We start from the raw sequence: 19,022 nt of genomic DNA on the forward strand, positions 1-19,022 counted from the left end.
CGAAGTCCTCGTACTTTTCTTGGCAAGGAGGCAAACATGACGATCCACCGACCCCCGGAACGGGCCCCAGGCAACAACTCTGCACACAGGCCAGGCACCGCTCCCGACCCTGTGCTGGCTCCGCTGACCGGCCCGCAGACCGCTCAGCTGATCCGGCTCGCGCTCGACGCCGCCGGCGAGAACGGCCTGCACGCCACCTTCGACGGCACCGACGCGTTGCTCCTCTCGCCAGGCCCGCTGCTCCCTCAACTCAGCTCCGACCTCGTCGCCGGGTTGAGCAACCTGGCCCGCGTCGTCGCCCCCGAACACCCCCACCGCTGGCCCCGCCTCGTGCACGACCACTTCAATCGCTTGGGCGCCCACCTCAGCGACGGCCCACCTCCACCACCCACCGATCCCACCCGCGACCTGATCGCCCGACTCGTCCCCACCACCGCACTCCCATCCAGCTGGACAGCCGGCATGCCCGAGTTCCTCCCCGGTCTCCTGGCCGTCCCCGCAACCCACACCGACGGGGTGGTCACCCTCCACCTCGACCCGAACGACTTCGGCATGACACGCGAGGATGCTCTCGACACCGCCCTGACCAACCTGCGCCACCACCCCGACCACGTCGAGCACTTCACCCACGAGGGCGCCACCATCACCGCCCTCAGCGGCTCCACCTTCGCCGCCTCCCGAGCGCTCGTCCTCGACACCGTCCTCCGCGAAACCCTGCACACCGAGAACCCACCTCACGGCGTACTGGTCGCTCTCCCAGCCCGCAGCCTGCTCCTGATCCACGTCATCGACGACCTGGCGATCCTCCCCGCCCTGGCCGTGATGCTCGGCCTCTCCCTCCGCACCCACACGACCCAACCCGGCCCACTGACCCCGTGGATCCACCACGTCACCGCCGCCGGCTGGTCCCCCGCGACCACCCAGCCTGACGACCTGCGATCCGTCCACCTGACCCCAGCGCTCCAATCCCTGACCCGCACCTTGCCCTGATCCCCCGACCGAATGGGACAGTCAGACCATGCAGCCCTCGTCGTCCTCCCACGAGCTCTTCACCCGCGCCGCAGCCCACGCCGCCGCGTTCCGCGACTCCCTCGCCGAGCGCCCGGTCCGTGCCGCGCAGTCCTACCCCGAAGTCCGCGCCGCCTTCCGCCGCCCGCTCAACGCGATCGGCCGACCAGCACCAGAGATCATCGAGGACCTCATCGCGACCGCAGACCCAGGAATCGTCGCGAGCGCCGGCCCCCGCTACTTCGGCTTCGTCGTCGGCGGCGCACTCCCCTCCGCGACCGCCGCCGAGATTCTCGCCGCCGGCTGGGACCAGAACGCCTGGAACAGCGTCCTCTCCCCCACCACGGCCGCTGCGGAACAAGCAGCCGCCGACTGGCTGAAGGACCTCCTGGGCCTCCCACCCACAGCCTCGACCGGCTTCACGACAGGCGGCCAGTCAGCCAACACCGTCGCCCTGCTGGCGGCCCGCCACCACGTCCTCAACCAAGCCGGCTGGGACGTGGAGTCCGACGGCCTCAACGGCGCCCCCGCGGTCCGCATCGTCGCCGGCGAAGAACGCCACGCGACGATCGACCGCTCCCTACGCCTCCTGGGCTTCGGCTCCCGCTCCCTCGAGCTGGTCCGCGCCGACAGCAACGGCGCCCTCGACCTGGAAGCCCTGCGGTCCCACCTCATCAACCACACCGGCCCGCTCATCGTCTGCCTCCAAGCCGGCAACGTGAACACCGGCGCCGCCGACCCCCTCGGCGAGGCCTGCGACCTGATCCACGAACACGGCGGCTGGGCCCACATCGACGGCGCCTTCGGCCTCTGGGCAGCGGCCAGCCCCGAGCACGCCCACCAGGTCGCCGGCCTCGACCGCGCCGACTCCTGGGCCTGCGACGGCCACAAGTGGCTGAACCTCCCGTACGACAGCGGTTTCGTCTTCTCCGCCCACCCGACGTCACACGCCGAGGCCCTCTCCTACAGCGCGTCGTACCTGGTCGCCTCCGGCGAACCCGAACCCGGCGACTACGCCCTCGAATCCTCCCGCCGAGCCCGAGGCCTGGCCGCCTGGGCCGGCCTCCAGGAACTAGGCCGCGAAGGCGTCGCAGACCTGATCACCCGCACCTGCACCCTGGCCCGCTCCTTCGCCACCCAACTAGAAGCCGCCGGCTACGAAATCGCCAACCAGGTAGTCCTCAACCAGGTCCTGGTCTCCTTCGGCTCCAACACCACAACCGACAAGGTCATCACCACAGTCCAGAACTCCGGCACCTGCTGGATGGGCGGCACCACCTGGCAAAACCGCCGCTACATGCGAATCTCAGTCTCCAACCACCTGACCACCGAGGCAGACGTCACCCTGTCAGTCCAAGCAATCATCACCGCCGCCAACGAAACCCAACGCCGCCACGACGCCAGATGACCCCACCCACGACCTACAGACCGACGACCAACCGCGACCACCAACGCGCCGGCCGCGGACACGCAGGCCGCAATCAGACCGCCCAACCCAACCATCCAACGAGCGCGACGTCCCCCTGCCACACACCCACCGACCACTCGTTTCCCCCAGCCATCACACGGGCGCCTGTGGCGCACTTCGCCGCGCCACCAGGCAGGACGTTCAACAACTACCCGCTCTTCCCACGCCGCCCGCGGACCTCCGCATGCGCGCGAGCCCACCGATGGACTCCTCACCTGCGCAAGCCCACCACTGGATTCCCCGTACGCGAGTCACCGGTCAGTTCCCCATGTGCGCGAGCCCGCCGCGCACTTCCCCACGCGCACGAGCCCCGACGCAGGCTTCCTCTCGCGCACGAGCCCACCGCACTCCTCCCCATATCCACACGCGCCCACCGCTGAGTTGCCTCATGTGCGAACCCATCGCTGCCTTGCTCACGTGCACGAACCCACGGCTGGCCTCTTCATGCCTGCAAGCCCACCGCCGGGTTCCACACGCGAGCCCATCCCTCGCATCCGCCTGAACCCATCGTCTTGCCTTCGCCGCGCTCACCAACTGCCGAGCCCGCCAGCCGTCGTAGAGTCGCCCGCCTCGCCACACCGTGGCCTGGCTGACTGCGCTTCCCGCTCCCGCGGGTGGGCCAACAGTTGCGCGAGCACTGGCAGCAACTGACAGCGGACCTCCTCGGCAACACCGCAGTAGCCGGGTGAAGCCCGCGGCGAGGCGAGGGCAGGTGGAGCGCTGGTGACGCCGTCGGAACAGCGCGTCTTGCTGGAGTTCCAGTGGCGACGGGCTCCGCCGCCGGACTCCCCATGTGCGCGAGCCCGACGCTGGGTTTTCATGCGAACGAACTCACCGGTGGATTCCGCGTACGCGCGAGCCCGCCGGTGGCTCCCTGGTGGGAGCTACCGACGGGCTCAGCGGGTGTGTTGCAGATCAGGCGGCCGGGGGCATCAGGACGGTGTCGATCAGGTAGACCGTGGCGTTGGCGGTCTTCACGCCGCCGCAGATGACCTTGGCGTTGTTGACCATCAGGTTGTCGCCGGAGCCGGTGACGGTGACGGCGCCCTTCTCGACGGTGGTCTGCTTGCCGACGACCGCGGTCGGGTCGAGCTGGCCGGGGACCACGTGGTAGGTCAGGATCTTGGTCAGCAGGGCGCTGTCGGTCTTCAGGGTGTTGATGGTCGCGGCCGGGATCTTCGCGAACGCGGAGTCGACCGGGGCGAACACGGTGAACTCACCGCCGTTGAGGGTCGAGACCAGGTCGACCTTCGGGTTCAGCTTGCCCGAGACCGAGGCGACCAGGGTCTTCAGCAGCGGGTTGCCGGAGGCGGCGGTCGCGACCGGGGCGGCGGCCATGCTGTCGATCGAGCCGGCGCCGGTGGAGTTGGCCTTGGCGTAGTCGGCGCAGCCCGGGCCGACCAGGCCGGACATGTTGTCGGCCGACGGGGTGGCGCTCGGGGTGTCCATCGGCGTCGAGGAGGTGCTGGTCGACGGGTTGCTGCCGCTGTCGGCGTTGTCGTCGCCACCACCACAGGCAGCCGTTGCGAACAGCAACGAAACGGCGGCGGCGGAGATGGTGACGCGCTTGAGGGTGTTCGCCATGATGATCGTTCTCCTTTGGGTGCTGCTGGATCGGTTCTCGAAGACTTTTGTTCGATACGGCGTTCGCCGGGCCTGCCGGTGGAGCTGGTGCGGGCGGGCCAGGGCCTGTCGGGTGCTGGGGTTGGGCTTCGGGGTGGTTACTCGACCATCACCACCGTGTTGTGCAGGCCGCTGGAGCCGTTCGGGCGGGGAGCGGCGCGGTCGGCGGTTTGGACTTGGCCGGTGCGGTCAGTGGCCCGGACGGTGAGGGTGTGGTTCCCGGGGGTGGCGTTCCAGCGGAACGTCCACTGGCGCCAGATGTCGATGCCGGCCTCGTCGGCGAGCTGGGCGGGTTGCCAGGGGCCGTCGTCGACCTGGACCTCGACCTTGGCGATCCCGCGGTGCTGGGCCCAGGCCACGCCGGCGGCGACCGCCGGGCCGGGCTTGATCCGGGCGAAGCCCTTGGGGACGTCGATGCGGGACGAAGTCTTGATCGGCGCCTCGACCGACCAGCCGCGGTCGGTCCAGTAGGCGCTGAAGTCGTCGAAGCGGGTGACCTCGAAGTCGACGATCCACTTGGTCGCCGACACGTAGCCGTACAGACCCGGGACGACCATGCGGACCGGGAAGCCGTGATCGAACGGCAGCGGCTCACCGTTCATACCGATCGCGAAGATCGCGTCCCGGCCGTCGGTCAGCGCCTGCAGCGGCGTACCGATCGTCAGGCCGTCGACACTGGTCGACTTCACCGCGTCGGCGCCGTCCTGGACACCGGCCTCGCGGAGGATCTCAGCGATCGGTACGCCGATCCAGCGCGCGTTGCCGACGTACGGGCCGCCGACCTCGTTCGAGACGCAGGTCAGGGTGATGTCGCGTTCGATCACGCGGCGGTTGAGCAGGTCGGCGAAGTTCAGGCGGAGCTCGCGGTCGACCATGCCGTGGATGCGGAGCTCCCAGTTGCGCGGGTCGACCTTCGGAACGGTGAGCAGCGTGTCCACGCGGTAGAAGGACTTGTTGGGGGTGGTGAAGGGACTGACGCCGGCGACCTCCGCTGAGACGCCTGCAGGCAAGGGCTTCGCTCGACTCGCAGGTACGGGCAAGCGGATGCCGCGACGGGTTGCTTCGTCGACACCGTCCGGGAGGAACCGAGCGACTGCGCCGCCCGCGACACCCGCAGCACCCAAGGCGAACGTCGTCGCCAGGAACTTGCGGCGGTCGAAGCCCTCCGGGGCTTCGGCCTCGGGCTTCGTGCGGGTCAGGTAGCCACCAGCCCGGAGTACGAGCCACATCCCGATCGTTGCTACCAGCAACGTGATCACGCCGGGGAGGACCCGGACGAATCCGTTGGAGGCCAGCGATCGACCGGTCGCCGCTGCGAGGATCGCCAGCAAACCCAGCAGAACGGTCATTCCGAGCGCGACCCGGGGCCGCTTGACGCCGATGGCTCCCGCAGCGAGCGCGAAGATCGCCACCGCAGCCAGTACGCCGCCGACCAGGATCGGTTTGTCGGCCGTACCGAGGTTCTTCACCGCCCAGTCCTTGGCCGGGCCCGGGGCGAGGTCGATCAGTTGGGTGCCGACGCCAACGACCGGTGAGGTGCCGCCGGCGATCGCCGCCGTCAGCTCGCCGAGCCCAAGGCCGGCGCCGGCGGCCACCAGGCCACCTACCGCTCCGAGTACTCGCTGCCGCACAGTCATGCCCGGACTTCGGACCTGTGCTCAGAGCGGATGGGTCGCTGCAGGAAAATTCTTCAGAGCAGGCGGAACTCCTGCCAGGTCAGCTATTTCTGGTCGTAGTGCCCCGGCCAGTCGTCGTAGCGGATGCGGGTGATGTCGAGGATCTCGCCGATCGTCGACCACTCGTTCTTGCCGAGGCGGGCGAGCGGGCGGAGGCGCTGGATGTCCGGGTGGTCGCCGTCCATCACGTCCTCGGCGATGGCGATGTGACGGACTCGCCCGATCACGACCGTGCAGTCGCCCAGCTCGAGGGTGGTGTGCAGCGTGCACTCGATCGCGACCGGGGACTCGGCGACGCGCGGCACCGCGACGGTCGTCGAGGGTTCGGTGGTCAGGCCGACCGCCTCGAACTCCGAGATCCCCGGCGGGAAGTCGGTGGCGGTCGCGTTGATCTGCTCGAAGAGCGGCTCGGCGGCGAAGTTCACCACGAACTCGCCGGTGGCCTCGACGTTGTTCAGGCTGTCCTTGCGGCCGACCGAGGTGAACTGCACCATCGGCGGGCGCACGCAGGCGACGGTGAAGAACGAGTGCGGCGCGAGATTCAGTACGCCGTCCGCCGACACCGAGGAGACCCAGGCGATCGGGCGCGGAACCACCACCGAATTCAGCGCGGAGTAGATGACGCGGCCATCGACGACTTCCGGATCCAGATCGACTCGCATCGGTGCAGTATCTCGCGGGAAATCCGCTGGGCACGCAACCGGCCCGCACCGGAGACTGGCGGGGATGAGCTCACTTCACGCCGCAGTACGCGCTGTCGCCGCCGGCCACGGCGTTCCGGGGAGGGAGGTCGCGGAGCTTCCTGGCGGGGTCGCCAACCAGGTGTTCGGGCTCGGGGCCGGGCTGATCCTGAGGATTCCTCGGTCCGCGGAGTTCGTCGCGGACCTGGCGAAGGAGGCCGCTCTCATCCCGGTGGCTCGGGCTGCTGGCGTGCGGACGCCGGCGGTGGTCGAGCGGGCGAGCATTTCGCTGGACGGTGTTCCCACACCGTACGTGCTGATGGAGCGGGTTCACGGTTGGGATCACCTCACTCGGCCGTCGCCTGCGATCTGGCCGGCCGTGGGGCGAGAGATCGCACTCCTGCATCGGGTGGAGAGTCTCCCAGAGGTGCCGGAGGACGGCATCTCCAGCGGGCGCGCGGCTGAGGAGTTGGTCGACGGTGGGCGTCTCGATGCCGAGACCGGGCGGTGGTTGCAGGGGTGGATGGACGAGTTGCGGCAGCGCTTCGACGAGAACTCGCCGAACGTGCTGCTGCACGGGGACCTGGCGTCGCAGAACCTGATGGTCGGTGACGACGGGGAGCTCGCGGCGCTGATCGACTGGGGTGACGCCGCCTGGGGGCCGCGCGGGATGGAGTTCGCCAAGCTTCGGCTGGAGGACGTCGTGCGCGTGCTGCCGTCGTACAAGGAGCACGCGGACAGGCGGTTCGACGGCGGCGAGCTGGAGGCGGCGGTGCTCTGGTTCCACCTGCAGTGGGGGCTGTCGAACCTCACCGGACCAGCCCACAACGGCGGCCGGCACTGGACGGCGGCCCCTGCGAGCCGCGTGCTCGGCGTACTGCGGTTCGTCGCCAGCGGCCCGCCGGGGCCCTGGGACGGCCTGATCAAGAAGGTGGATCTCTGGGTCTGATCGACGGTGGTTGTGCTGGAATACAAGGGGTTCGCGGTCTTGTCACGACATGGTGCAGACTGAGATTCGTGACTGACTACACAGCAGCTGAGAACCGGTACGACGACCAGATGGCCTATCGGCGGACGGGGCGCAGCGGTCTGCAGCTGCCGGCCATCTCGCTGGGTCTGTGGCACAACTTCGGTGACGACAAGCCGTTCGCGACGCAGCGCGACATCCTGCGCCGCGCGTTCGACCTGGGTGTCACCCACTTCGACCTGGCCAACAACTACGGCCCGCCGTACGGCTCGGCCGAGACGAACTTCGGGACGCACTTCGCCCGCGACTTCGCCAAGTACCGCGACGAGCTGATCCTGTCGACCAAGGCCGGGTACGACATGTGGCCGGGCCCGTACGGCCAGGGCGGCGGATCCCGCAAGTACCTGCTCGCCTCGCTCGACCAGTCGCTGGACCGGATGGGCCTGGACTACGTCGACATCTTCTACTCGCACCGCTTCGACCCCGACACCCCGCTCGAGGAGACGATGGGCGCGCTCGACGCGGCTGTCCGCTCCGGCAAGGCCCTGTACGCCGGAATCTCGTCGTACTCCGCGGAGAAGACCCGCGAGGCGGCGGCGATCCTGGCCGACCTCGGTACGCCGCTGCTGATCCACCAGCCGTCGTACTCGATGCTGAACCGCTGGATCGAGGAGGACCTGCTGGACGCCGTCGGTGAGCTCGGCGTCGGCGTGATCGCCTTCTCGCCGCTGGCCCAGGGCATGCTGACCGACCGGTACCTGGACGGCATCCCGGCCGACTCGCGCGCCGCGCAGGGCAAGTCGCTGAGCACCGACATGCTCACCGAGGAGACCCTGAAGCACGTCCGCGCGCTGAACGAGATCGCGAAGCAGCGTGGGCAGTCCGTCGCGCAGCTCGCGCTGGCCTGGACGCTGCGGGACGACCGGGTCACCAGCGCGCTGATCGGCGCCTCCAGCGTCGCGCAGCTCGAGGACAACCTGGCCACGGTGAAGAACCTGAAGTTCAGCCAGGAGGAGCTCGACGCCATCGACGCGGACGCGGTCGAGGCCGGCATCAACCTGTGGAAGAAGAGCTCGGACCACTAGCCGAACACCGGTGAGCGGCTCGGGACGCCCGAGCCGCTTACGGTCCGATCACGCGCGGTTGCGCGTGGTGGGCAGCAGGCGCACGCTGGGGAGAACCCCCCAGGAGGTGGTTTCGATGACCGCTTCTACTCTTGAAGTGGCGCTCGGCTACGAGCACGGGAAGATCCGTGAACTGGCCGGGCCGGCCCACGAACCGGACGCGAGCCTGCCGCACCGGCGGCACGAGACGGACTGGTTCTACGCGATCGCGGCCCAGCACCTGGCCGCCGCGGAGGACGTGCTGCTGCCGAAGGTCCGGCGCCTCCCCGACGGGCGGTACCTGGTCTCCGCGTACGTCGGCAACGCCAAGCAGCTCGAGCGCTCGCTGCGGTTCCTGAAGGCCCGCCAGTACGGCGACAGCCGCGTGCTGCACCTGCGGGCCGACGAGGTCTGGCGGGTGCTCGACCGCCAGCTCGACGAGCACGAGCGGATGGAGACCGAGTACAGCCGGCAGCTGTGCGACACGCTCGGCGGCGAGGAGGTCAGCGCGCTGACCGAGCGGCTGCTGAGCGCCGAGGAGGTCGCGCCGACCCGGGCGCACCCGTTCTCGCCGCACACCGGGATGGCCGGGCGGCTGGCGCACCGGATGTGGCGGGTCGCGGACACCGCGTGGGACAGCGCGGAGGGTCGCGTCGTACCGACGAACTACCACGCCCACCCCAAGCGCGACTCGGCCCTGTCGCACTACCTGCGCGGCGCCAAGATCCCGGAGGATCAGGGCAGCTGAAACAGGTGATCGGACCGGCCCGAGGGATGCCTCCCGCGGGCCGGCCCGATCGTGCTCCTGCCACTGCGCCTGGTTGTGGCGGGAGCGGGGCCTTCTCCACAGCGCCTGGAAGCGGAGAAGGTGTGGTTCCCGCCTCCGTCGCGCCTACGAGCGGAGATGGGACCGGCACCCTCCCCCGCTGCGCCTGGTGTGCGGGGGAGAGCGAGCTGTGGAGTTATTTGAGGGACTCGAGCGCCTTCTTCGCGCCCGGGTGCAGCGGCACCGGGTCGGTCTGGGCGGCGGTCTCCAAGGTGATGTCCTTGGCGGCCGCGTTGACCTGGACCAGCGCGTCCTTGTTGTCGTAGATCACCTTGGTGAGCTTCTCGGCGAGCTCGTCCGGCATGTTCTTGCGGACCAGCAGCACGTTCGGAACGATGATCGTCTTCACGTCGCCCGGCTGCTTGTACGCCGCCGCCGGGATGGTGCCCTCGGCGTAGATGGTGCCGTACTTCGTGGTCAGCGCCGGCAGCAGGTCCGTGATCGGGATCAGCTGGACGCCCTTGCCGAGGCTCGTGGTCAGGTCGGTGATGCCGCCGGTCGGGATGCCGCCGGACCAGACCAGCGCGTCGATCGAGCCGCTCTTCATCGCGTCGACGGACTCGGGCAGGCCGAGCCGCTGCGCGGTGACGTCCTTGGCGGGGTCGAGCCCGGCCGCCTCGAGCAGCCGGCGCGCGATCACCTCGGTGCCGGAGTTCGGCGAGCCGGTGGAGACCCGCTTGCCCTTCAGGTCGGCGAACTTCGTGATCCCCGCGCCGGACCGGACCGCGACCTGGGTGTAGTTCGGGTACAGGCGGGTCAGCGCGACGACGTCCTGCGGCTGCTGGAAGCTGTTCTGGCCCTTGACCGCGTCGGCGGCGGTGTCGCCGAGCGAGAACGCGATGTCGTAGTTGCCGGCCACCAGGCCCTGCACGTTCTGCACCGAGGCGCCGGTCTCGCTGGCGGTGGCCCGGTAGCCCTCGACCTTGTCCGAGATCACCGAGGCGAGCGCGCCACCGAGCTGGTAGTACACGCCGGTCGTGTTGCCGGTGGCAATCGTCAGCCGGCCACCGTCGGTCCCGGCGCCACCGGCCTCGGGTTCACGCTGTCCCCCGCAGGCCACCAGCGACACCGAGGCGGCGAGAGCGAGTACGGCGACGGGCAGGCGTCGGGTTCTCATGAAGTGACGGATCCTTCCGGTTGGCCGGCCTGGCGCTGCCGCCGGACCAGGTTGATGACGACGGCAACAAGTAGCAAACCGATTCCAACGGCGATGGTTACGGGCGCCAGGTAGAGCAGCAGCAGCGCGGCCGGGACGCAGAGCGCCCGCTCGACCCAGCTGGTGGCGACCAGGATCCAGCCGCCGGTGACCACGGCCAGCGCCGCGACCGCCAGCATCGAAACCGCCAGCGTCCAGACCATGCCGACGAACGATCCCTGACCGAGCAGGTGCGCGCCGTTCTCGGTGAGCACGAACGCGAACGGGACCAGGAAGGCCGGCAGCGTGTACTTCCAGGCCTGCCACATCGTCGCCATCGTCCGGCCGCCGGTGATCGCGGAGGTGGCCACGGCGGCCAGCGCGGTCGGCGGCGACACCTCGGACAGGACGGCGTAGTAGAAGATGAACATGTACGCCTCGGCCTGGGTGACGCCGAGCTGCACCAGCGCCGGCGCGATGATCACCGCGGCGATGATGAACGACGCGGTGACCGGCACCGCGAGACCGAGGATCAGCACGGCGATCGCCGACAGCGCCACGGTCAGGATCAGCACCACGGTCGGGTCGTCGGTGACGCCGCGGCCGGCCTCGACGATGATCTCGGCCAGGTTCAGCCCGAGCCCGGTCTGGGTGGTGACCGCGACGATCACGCCCGCGGTCGCGCAGGTGGCCGCCACCGGCAGCACCGATCGGGTGCCCTGGGCAAGCGCCTTGAACAGCGGCCCGGGGGTGAGCCGGTGCTCGCGGTCCAGGAAGGACAGCACGATCTGCAGCAGTACGGCGTACACGACGGCCTTGAACGGCGGCACGTCGACCGCCATGAAGCCGATGATCACGAACAGCGAGAGGAAGTGGTAGCTGAACCGGAGCAGCAGCTTGCGGGCCGACTGGGTCGAGGTCTCGGCCGAGGTGGTGCCGTGCCGGCGGGCGTCGATCTCGATCGCGAGCAGGATGCCCAGGTAGTAGAGGATGGTCGGGATCACCGCGAAGCCGAGCACGGTCAGGTACGAGACCTGGAGGAACTCGGCGATGATGAACGCGGCCGCGCCGAGCGTCGGCGGGGACAGGATCGCGCCGATGCCCGCGGCGGCGAGCATGCCGCCGGCCGGTTCGGGCGGGTAGCCCGCGCGGCGCAGGATCGGCCAGGACACGGTGCCGAGCGACACGGCGGTCGCCGTACCGGAGCCGGAGACGCTGCCGAGCAGGAAGCCGGCCAGCGTCACCGTTCGGCCGGGAGCGGTCCGGCTGCGCTTGAACGCGGCGAAGGACAGGTCGATGAAGAACTTGCCGGCGCCGGAGTAGTCGAGCACGGCGCCGTAGATGGTGAACAGCACGATGTAGCTGGCGGCGACGCCGAGCGGGGTGCCGTAGAAGCCGGCCGTGCCCATCGTGAACTGGGCGATGATCGCGTCGAAGTTGAAGCCCTGGTGCGCCAGCGACCAGGTGTAGGGCAGGTAGCCGCCGTAGTAGGCGTAGGCGATGAAGAGCAGGCTGAACAGCGGGAGCACCCAGCCCGTCGTACGACGGCAGGCTTCGAGCAGCAGGATCAGCAGCAGCGCACCGACCAGGACGTCGGTCGAGGTCGGCGCCTGGCGGCGCTCGAGGAAGCCGTCGAAGTCGAGCAGCGGGTAGAGGCAGACGACCAGCGCGACCGCGGCCAGGACCCAGTCCAGGATCCCCGGGTCGTCGTGGGTACGGCCCTTGAACGGGTTCAGGAAGGCCGGGACCTTCCAGCCCCGATAGCACAACAAAGTGATCGGGAGAACCGCTGCGAGAAAGATCACTAAGTAGTACTGCGTGCCGGCCGACAACGGGAAGAAGACCTGGAGCAGGACCCCGACGCTGACCACCGCGCACCAGACCGAGATCACCAGGTCCAGGGCAGGCCTGAGCCGCCGAGCGGGTTTCTCCTGCTCGTACTCGGCCAGCTCGGCGTCGGAGAGCGCGGCGGTGCCGCCCCCCGTACCAACACCCACAGTCATTGTCCGGTTCCCTCCCGTGGTCGGAGACTAGTGTCGCCGACCACGGCACGCAGTCACGTGATTACGTCTTTACCAAGATCTGACACATGTGAGCGTCTCCTGCCCTACGATCACGGCATGAGCGGCGCGGTGCGGATCCTGTTGGTCGAAGACGATCTCGACATCGCCAATGCGCTGATACCCGCGCTGCGCCGGTACGGGCTGATGGTGACGCACGTCCGGACCGCCGCCGACGCCCTCGCGGCCGACCCCGGCGACCTGGTCCTGCTCGACCTCGGACTGCCCGACGGCGACGGCATCAACGTCTGCCGGCAGATCCGGACCGTGTCCGACGTCCCGGTGATCGCGGTGACCGCGCGCGGGGAGGCGGCCGACCGGGTCCGCGGCCTGCGCAGCGGGGCCGACGACTACGTGGTGAAGCCGTTCGCGATCTCCGAGCTGCTGGCCCGGATCGACGCCGTACTACGCCGTACCGGACTGCTCCAACCCCGCCCCCGGGTGACAGTGGGCGACCTGACCGTGGACATCGAGGCCCGCACCGTCCAGGTCGCCGACAAGCCCATCAGCCTGACCCGCAAGGAGTTCGACGTGCTAGCTGTGCTGGCCGCGCACCACGGCCGGGTGGTGCCGCGTGAGCAGGTCGCGCTGTACGCCTGGCAGTCCGTCTTCGAGGCGTCCTCGCGGACGATGGACGTCCACGTCGCCAGCCTGCGGGCCAAGCTGGGCCGCCCCGAGCTGGTCCAGACGATCCGCGGCGTCGGCTACAGACTCGGTTCGGACTGACCGTTGCGCCGTCGCCTGCTGCAGTCCCTCGTCCCCCTGGTCGCCATCCTGGCCATCGTCGCGGCCGTGCCGCTGGCCAACTTCATCGCGACCAACACCACCCGCAACCTGTTCCTGTCGCGCAGCAACGACGCCGACTGGTTCGCCACCATGGCCGAGTCGCCGCTGCAGTCCGGTGACATCGCCACCCTGCGCGAGCTGGCGGTCCGCTACCACGAGCTTTACAACACCCCCGTCTTCGTCGTCGACGTCGACCGCCGGGTGGTCGCCACGTCGCGCTCCGGCGTGGACGTGAAGGACCCCGACATCAAGCTGGTCCTGGACAGCACGCTGTCCGGCCGCCTCCCGGCCGAGCCGAAGGCGCTGTGGCCCTGGCAGTCCGGCGAGATGGTCGTCTCCCGCCCGGTGGTGAACAACGGCCGCGTACTCGGCGCCTCGGTGCTGCGGGTGCCGACCGAGAAGGGCCGCCAGGACGTCCAGAACGGTCTGCTCCTGCTGCTCGGCGGCCTGCTGATCTCGGTCGGAGCCGTTGTCATCGGCATCGTTCGCCCGGTCACCCGCTGGGTGCTCCGGCCGCTGAACGACCTGGACAACGCCACCCACCAGGTCACCCGCGGCGCGCTCGACACCCGGGTCTCCACCGACGGCCGCGCGCCGGAGCTGCGCCGGCTCGGCGACAGCTTCAACTCGATGGCGCTCAGCCTGCACCAGGCCCGTCAGCGCGAGCGCGAGTTCGTCGCCGACGCCTCGCACCAGCTCCGGACACCGTTGACCTCGGCAAGAATCCACATCGAGGGCCTGTCCCGGCTGTCGCCGACCGCGCGGTTCGCGCTCAGCGACATCGACCGGCTCGGCCGGATCGTCCAGCGGCTGTCCCGCCTGGCCGGTTCGGACCGCCCGGGAGACGTCGAGGGCAGCGAGGCACCCCTGGACCTCGCGCAGGCCGTCAAGGAGCGTCTGGTCGGCTGGAAGGCCGTGTACGCCGCCGACGACCTGGAGCTGATCATCGGCGAGATGGTCCCGGGCGGGGTCGCCGCCGAGCTCGAGGTCGACGACATCCTCGACGTACTGCTCGACAACGCCAGCAAGTACGGCGCTCCGCCGGTCGAGGTCTCGGTCACCCGGGACGGCACCGAGGTGGTGATGTCGGTCCGCGACCACGGGCTCGGGCTCGGATCGCGCGACCTGAAGAAGGTCGGCGAGCGGTTCTGGCGCAGCGCGCACCACCGGGAGATGCCCGGGACCGGGCTGGGCCTGGCGATCGTCCGCTCCGAGGCCGCCCGGGTGGGTGGGCGGGTGGTGGCCCGCCCGCCGATCGGCGGCGGTCTGGTGATCGAGGTCCGGGTCCCGCTGATCGACGACTACGAGGACTGACTCCTGACCCCTTGAACAAGAAGCCGGGGCCGCGGACAGGTAATAACTTGTCCGCGGCCCCGGTTTGTTGTCCGAGGTACCGGCGGTCAGACGTGGTTCTCCTTGTACCAGCGGATGGCGGCCGGGTGCAGCGGGATCGGCATCGTCGCGATCGCGGAGCGGGCGTCCAGGGAGCCGGCCTCGGGGTGGATGGCCATCAGGTCGGCCTGCCGGCGGAACATCGTGCTCAGCGTCCACCAGGCCCAGGCGTCGGACAGGTTCTTCCGGGCCAACAGGTAGTTCGGTACGGCGAGCGTCGGCACCGACGTGGACAGCTGGTAGACCGACGGCGGGATCGAGGACAGCACGTAGCCGCCGAAGCGCTTGCTGGCGATCTGCTGGGCGGTGGCGCCGATGTCGACCAGCTTGAACCCGATCGTCTTCTGCAGGTCCAGGATCGGCTTGGTCGGCAGGCCGCCGCTCCAGATCAGCGCGTCGATGCCCTTCTTCGGGTTGGTGAGCCGGTCCTGCAGGCCCTGCACCGCGGCCTCCAGGCCGAGCGTCTTCTGCTGCACGCTGATCCCCGCGGTCTGCAGGATCCGCAGCGCCACCACGCGGGTGCCGGAGTTGGCCGGCCCGACACTGACCACCTTGCCCTTCAGGTCCTCGATGGTGTCGATCGTCGACGACGTCGGGACCACCACGTGCACGTAGTTGTCGTACGTCCGGGCCAGCGCCGTGAACCTCTTCAGCGCGCCGCTGCGGAACGCCGTGCCCGGGGTCCCCTCCCAGGCGTCCAGCGCCGAGTCGGACAGGCTGAAGCCGATGTCCGCGGTCCCGCCGGCGAGCATCCGCAGGTTGGCGACCGAGCCGTCGGTCATCACCGGCTTCATCTCCACACCGGTCTGCTCGGTGACCAGCTTGGCCAGGCCGGCGCCGTACACGGCGTACACGCCGCCCTCGTTACCGGTGGCGAACCTGGCGGGTCCGGCGGGAGCCGGCTCGTCGGAGCGGCCGCGGGAGCAGCCCGGGAGGAGCAGGGACCCGGCGGCCGCGGCCCCCAGTCCCAGCGCGTGGCGGCGGGTCAGCAGGCGGGGACGATCCATGGGGACAACCTAGTCGGGCTCAGGGTGCGGATGCCATCGCGGTCCGGTCACGACTGCTCACCCCACGTCCCGCTCCGGCGACTTTGAGCACCGTTCAGCCAGAAATCGGGCCCGGGAGTGACTGGCCGGTGCCCAAAGTGGTGCTCGGCGGGCGCTGGGAGGGGCTGCGGAGCGGTTTGCGTCTGGACGGGCCCCGGGATTGTGTGACAGCGTTGTCAACACAGTCGGCCTGGATGGCCGCGGAACCCCGTCAGCGGAGGATGATTTCGTGCACGACGACCGACAACTGATCGAGGAGCGGCTCAAGCGCGCCCTGCGGGAGCGGATCCGCCCCGCGGTCTACGGCGCCGCCGTCCCGCTGGCCATCGAGGTGTGGCACGCCCCGGGTGAGCCGGTGTCCCCCGCCGAGGCGCTGGCCCAGACCTTCGAGCCGGCCGAGATCGGCCTGCCCTGGGGTCCTGCCTGGGGCACCGCCTGGTTCAAGTTCAGCGGCCAGGTGCCGGCCGAGTGGGCCGGCTCCGAGATCGAGGCCGTGATCGACCTCGGCTTCAGCGGCGGCCCGGGCTTCTCCTGCGAGGGCCTGGTGCACACCACCTCCGGCGTACCGCTGAAGGGCCTGCACCCGCGGCAGACCTACGCGCCGCTGTCGATCCTCGGCCCGGACGGCACCGCCGCCCAGCCGGGTGACCAGATCACCTTCTACGTCGAGGGCGCCGCGAACCCGGAGATCCCGCTCGACAACGCCTACGCCAAGGTCGACATCGGCGCCAAGCGCGGCGAGACCCCGATCTACCAGCTGACCCGCGCCGACCTGGCCGTGTTCAACGCCGACGTCTGGAACCTGATCCTCGACCTGGAGTCGCTGGACGGGCTGCAGAAGGAGCTGTCGCCGCAGGAGCCGCGCCGCCGCGAGATCCTGCGCGCGCTGAGCCGCGCCCTGGACGCCCTGGACTACGAGAACGTCGCCGGCACCGCCGCCGACGCCCGCGCGCAGCTGACCGACGTACTGAGCCGTCCGGCGCACGCCAGCGCGCACCAGCTGTCCGCGGTCGGCCACGCGCACATCGACTCGGCCTGGCTCTGGCCGCTGCGCGAGACCCGCCGCAAGGTCGCCCGGACCGTCTCCAACGTCGCGACGCTGGCCGAGGAGTACCCGGAGCTGGTCTTCGCGTTCTCGCAGGCCCAGCAGCACGCCTGGGTGAAGGACAACTACCCCGAGGTCTGGGAGCGGCTGAAGAAGGCCGTTGCCGAGGGCACCATCGTGCCGGTCGGCGGCATGTGGGTCGAGTCCGACACCAACCTGCCCGGCGGCGAGGCGCTGGCTCGGCAGTTCGTGCACGGCAAGCGGTTCTTCCTGGACGAGTACGGCATCGACACCCAAGAGGTCTGGCTGCCGGACTCGTTCGGCTACACCGCCGCGCTGCCGCAGCTGGTCAAGCTGTCCGGCTCGAAGTGGTTCCTGACCCAGAAGATCTCGTGGAACAAGGAGAACCGCTTCCCGCACCACACCTTCAACTGGGAAGGCCTCGACGGGACCCGGATCTTCACCCACTTCCCGCCGATCGACACCTACAACTCCGACCTGTCCGGTCGCGAGCTGGCCCACGCCCAGCGCAACTTCCAGGAGAACGGCGCCGCGACCCGCTCGCTGGTCCCGTTCGGGTACGGCGACGGCGGTGGCGGCCCCACCCGCGAGTTCGTCGCGACCGCCCGCCGGGTGGCCAACCTGGAGTCCTCGCCGCGGGTCACCATCGAGTCCCCGACCGAGTTCTTCAGCGCCGCCGAGGAGGAGTACGCCGAGCACGCGCCGGTCTGGTCCGGTGAGCTCTACCTGGAGATCCACCGGGCGACGTACACCTCGCAGGCCAAGACCAAGCAGGGCAACCGGCGCAGCGAGCACCTGCTCCGCGAGGCCGAGCTGTGGTCGGCCGCCGCCGTGGTCGCGGGCAAGCTGGACGCCTACCCGTACGCCGACCTGGACCGGATCTGGAAGGCCGTGCTGCTGAACCAGTTCCACGACATCCTGCCCGGCTCGTCGATCTCCTGGGTGCACCGCGAGGCCGAGGCGACGTACGCGCGGCTGGCCGAGGAGCTCGAGGCGATCATCGCGAAGGCCCAGCAGGCGCTGGCCGGCTCCGGTGACGCGCAGATCGTCTTCAACGCCGCACCGCACACGCGCGGTGGCGTGGCCGGGCTGGGCGCGGGCATCGCGGCCGGCGAGGGCCAGGCGGCGACGATCGACGGCAACGTCCTCGACAACGGCCTGATCCGGGTCACCGTCGACGAGCGCGGCCTGATCACCTCCCTGTACGACGTGGCGGCCGACCGCGAGGTCGTTGCCCCCGGCACCGCGGCGAACCTGCTGCAGCTGCACGTCGACACCCCGAACCACTGGGACGCCTGGGACGTCGACTCGTTCTACAAGAACAACGTCCGCGACGTCACCGAGGTCGACTCGGTCGACTTCAGCTCCGTCGACGGCGTCGCGACCGTGGTGGTCAAGCGGTCCTTCAACCGGTCCACGGTCACCCAGACGCTGCGGCTGCGGCCGGGCACCAAGCGGGTCGACATCGAGACCGCGATGGACTGGCACGAGTCGGAGAAGTTCCTCAAGGCGGCGTACCCGGTCGACGTGCACGCCGACCGGTCGGCCTCGGAGACCCAGTTCGGGCACATCTTCCGGCCGACCCACACCAACACCTCGTGGGACGCGGCGAAGTTCGAGATCGCGGCGCACCGCTGGGTGCACGTCGGCGAGCCCGGCTACGGCGTCGCCGTGGTCAACGACTCGACGTACGGGCACGACGTGAACCGGACCGCGCGTGAGGACGGTGGCACCACGACCACCATCCGTACGTCGCTGATCCGCGCGCCGCGCTTCCCCGACCCGAAGACCGACCAGGGCCTGCACGTGGTCAACCACGCCCTGGTGGTCGGCGCCGGGATCCCGGAGGCGATCGAGGAGGGCTACCGGATCAACCTGCCCGAGCGCGTCGTCACCGGCGCCGAGGGGGTTGCCCCGCTGTTCGAGGTGAGCAACGGCAACGTGATCATCGAGGCGGTCAAGCTGGCCGACGACCAGTCGGGCGACGTCGTCGTCCGCCTGTACGAGTCGACCGGCGGCAAGTCCCGGGCCACCGTGACCCCGGGCTTCGCGGCCGCGTCGGTCACCGAGGTCGACCTGCTCGAGCGGCCGCTGGCCGACCGTGAGCTGGCCGACGGTGGAGTGGCGGTCGCGCTGCGCCCGTTCCAGATCCTGACGCTGCGCTTCAAGCGCGCGTGATCTAGCTG

Annotated in this window: 14 protein-coding genes; 8 read left to right on the plus strand and 6 right to left on the minus strand. The window is 69.8% G+C overall.

What is annotated here, in order from left to right; genetic code table 11:
- The first annotated feature begins 36 nt into the window (after positions 1-36).
- Together AB0M01_RS09540 and AB0M01_RS09545 are read left to right on the plus strand one after the other, a co-directional pair.
- Entirely contained in the window at positions 37-990 is a 954-nt protein-coding gene (locus AB0M01_RS09540; protein WP_363667367.1) for a hypothetical protein, read from the plus strand.
- Between the two features lie 28 nt (positions 991-1,018).
- Positions 1,019-2,416: a pyridoxal-dependent decarboxylase gene (locus tag AB0M01_RS09545; RefSeq protein WP_363667369.1), complete on the plus strand. Its 1,398-nt coding sequence runs from the start codon at positions 1,019-1,021 to the stop codon at positions 2,414-2,416.
- Positions 2,417-3,391: 975 nt separating this feature from the next.
- Here AB0M01_RS09545 and AB0M01_RS09550 read toward each other — a convergent pair.
- The 3 genes from AB0M01_RS09550 to AB0M01_RS09560 all read right to left on the minus strand — a co-directional run bounded on the left by AB0M01_RS09550 (position 3,392) and on the right by AB0M01_RS09560 (position 6,437).
- Positions 3,392-4,060, minus strand: a complete 669-nt coding sequence (locus AB0M01_RS09550; protein ID WP_363667371.1) for a fasciclin domain-containing protein — start codon at positions 4,058-4,060, stop codon at positions 3,392-3,394.
- 137 nt (positions 4,061-4,197) lie between these two features.
- Complete coding sequence (locus AB0M01_RS09555; RefSeq protein ID WP_363667373.1) at positions 4,198-5,694, minus strand: molybdopterin-dependent oxidoreductase; 1,497 nt, start codon at positions 5,692-5,694, stop codon at positions 4,198-4,200.
- Positions 5,695-5,819: 125 nt separating this feature from the next.
- Positions 5,820-6,437 (minus strand): flavin reductase family protein, encoded by a 618-nt coding sequence (locus AB0M01_RS09560; RefSeq protein WP_363667375.1) that lies wholly within the window; start codon positions 6,435-6,437, stop codon positions 5,820-5,822.
- Between the two features lie 64 nt (positions 6,438-6,501).
- Here AB0M01_RS09560 and AB0M01_RS09565 point away from each other — a divergent pair, with 64 nt between their 5' ends.
- The 3 genes from AB0M01_RS09565 to AB0M01_RS09575 all read left to right on the plus strand — a co-directional run bounded on the left by AB0M01_RS09565 (position 6,502) and on the right by AB0M01_RS09575 (position 9,273).
- Positions 6,502-7,404, plus strand: coding sequence for an aminoglycoside phosphotransferase family protein (locus AB0M01_RS09565; protein ID WP_363667377.1), 903 nt, complete (start codon positions 6,502-6,504; stop codon positions 7,402-7,404).
- A gap of 68 nt (positions 7,405-7,472) precedes the next feature.
- On the plus strand, positions 7,473-8,507 hold the full coding sequence (gene mgrA / locus AB0M01_RS09570; RefSeq protein WP_363667379.1) for an L-glyceraldehyde 3-phosphate reductase: 1,035 nt from the start codon (positions 7,473-7,475) through the stop codon (positions 8,505-8,507).
- A 115-nt stretch (positions 8,508-8,622) separates the two neighbouring features.
- Entirely contained in the window at positions 8,623-9,273 is a 651-nt protein-coding gene (locus tag AB0M01_RS09575; protein WP_363667381.1) for a hypothetical protein, read from the plus strand.
- 214 nt (positions 9,274-9,487) lie between these two features.
- On the opposite strand, the gene AB0M01_RS09580 is transcribed toward AB0M01_RS09575, so the two are convergent.
- Positions 9,488-10,468 carry a TAXI family TRAP transporter solute-binding subunit gene (locus AB0M01_RS09580; protein WP_363667383.1) on the minus strand — a complete coding sequence of 327 codons (981 nt, stop codon included), beginning with the start codon at positions 10,466-10,468 and terminating at the stop codon, positions 9,488-9,490.
- Positions 10,465-12,489, minus strand: a complete 2,025-nt coding sequence (locus AB0M01_RS09585) for a TRAP transporter fused permease subunit (RefSeq protein WP_363667385.1) — start codon at positions 12,487-12,489, stop codon at positions 10,465-10,467. Before AB0M01_RS09585 ends, AB0M01_RS09580 begins: the two co-directional genes overlap by 4 nt.
- Positions 12,490-12,606: 117 nt before the next feature.
- Between AB0M01_RS09585 and AB0M01_RS09590 the strand changes: the two genes are divergently transcribed.
- Together AB0M01_RS09590 and AB0M01_RS09595 are read left to right on the plus strand one after the other, a co-directional pair.
- Positions 12,607-13,272, plus strand: a complete 666-nt coding sequence (locus AB0M01_RS09590; RefSeq protein WP_012918592.1) for a response regulator transcription factor — start codon at positions 12,607-12,609, stop codon at positions 13,270-13,272.
- Between the two features lie 3 nt (positions 13,273-13,275).
- On the plus strand, positions 13,276-14,646 hold the full coding sequence (locus AB0M01_RS09595) for a HAMP domain-containing sensor histidine kinase (RefSeq protein WP_363667388.1): 1,371 nt from the start codon (positions 13,276-13,278) through the stop codon (positions 14,644-14,646).
- Between the two features lie 86 nt (positions 14,647-14,732).
- Here the strand turns inward: AB0M01_RS09595 and AB0M01_RS09600 are convergent, their stop codons facing one another.
- Entirely contained in the window at positions 14,733-15,731 is a 999-nt protein-coding gene (locus tag AB0M01_RS09600) for a TAXI family TRAP transporter solute-binding subunit (protein ID WP_363667390.1), read from the minus strand.
- Between the two features lie 268 nt (positions 15,732-15,999).
- On the opposite strand from AB0M01_RS09600, the gene AB0M01_RS09605 reads away from it, so the two are divergent.
- Positions 16,000-19,014, plus strand: a complete 3,015-nt coding sequence (locus tag AB0M01_RS09605; RefSeq protein WP_363667392.1) for a glycoside hydrolase family 38 C-terminal domain-containing protein — start codon at positions 16,000-16,002, stop codon at positions 19,012-19,014.
- Positions 19,015-19,022 lie beyond the last annotated feature (8 nt).

The organism is Kribbella sp. NPDC051770 (assembly GCF_040681455.1).
Classification (GTDB): domain Bacteria; phylum Actinomycetota; class Actinomycetes; order Propionibacteriales; family Kribbellaceae; genus Kribbella.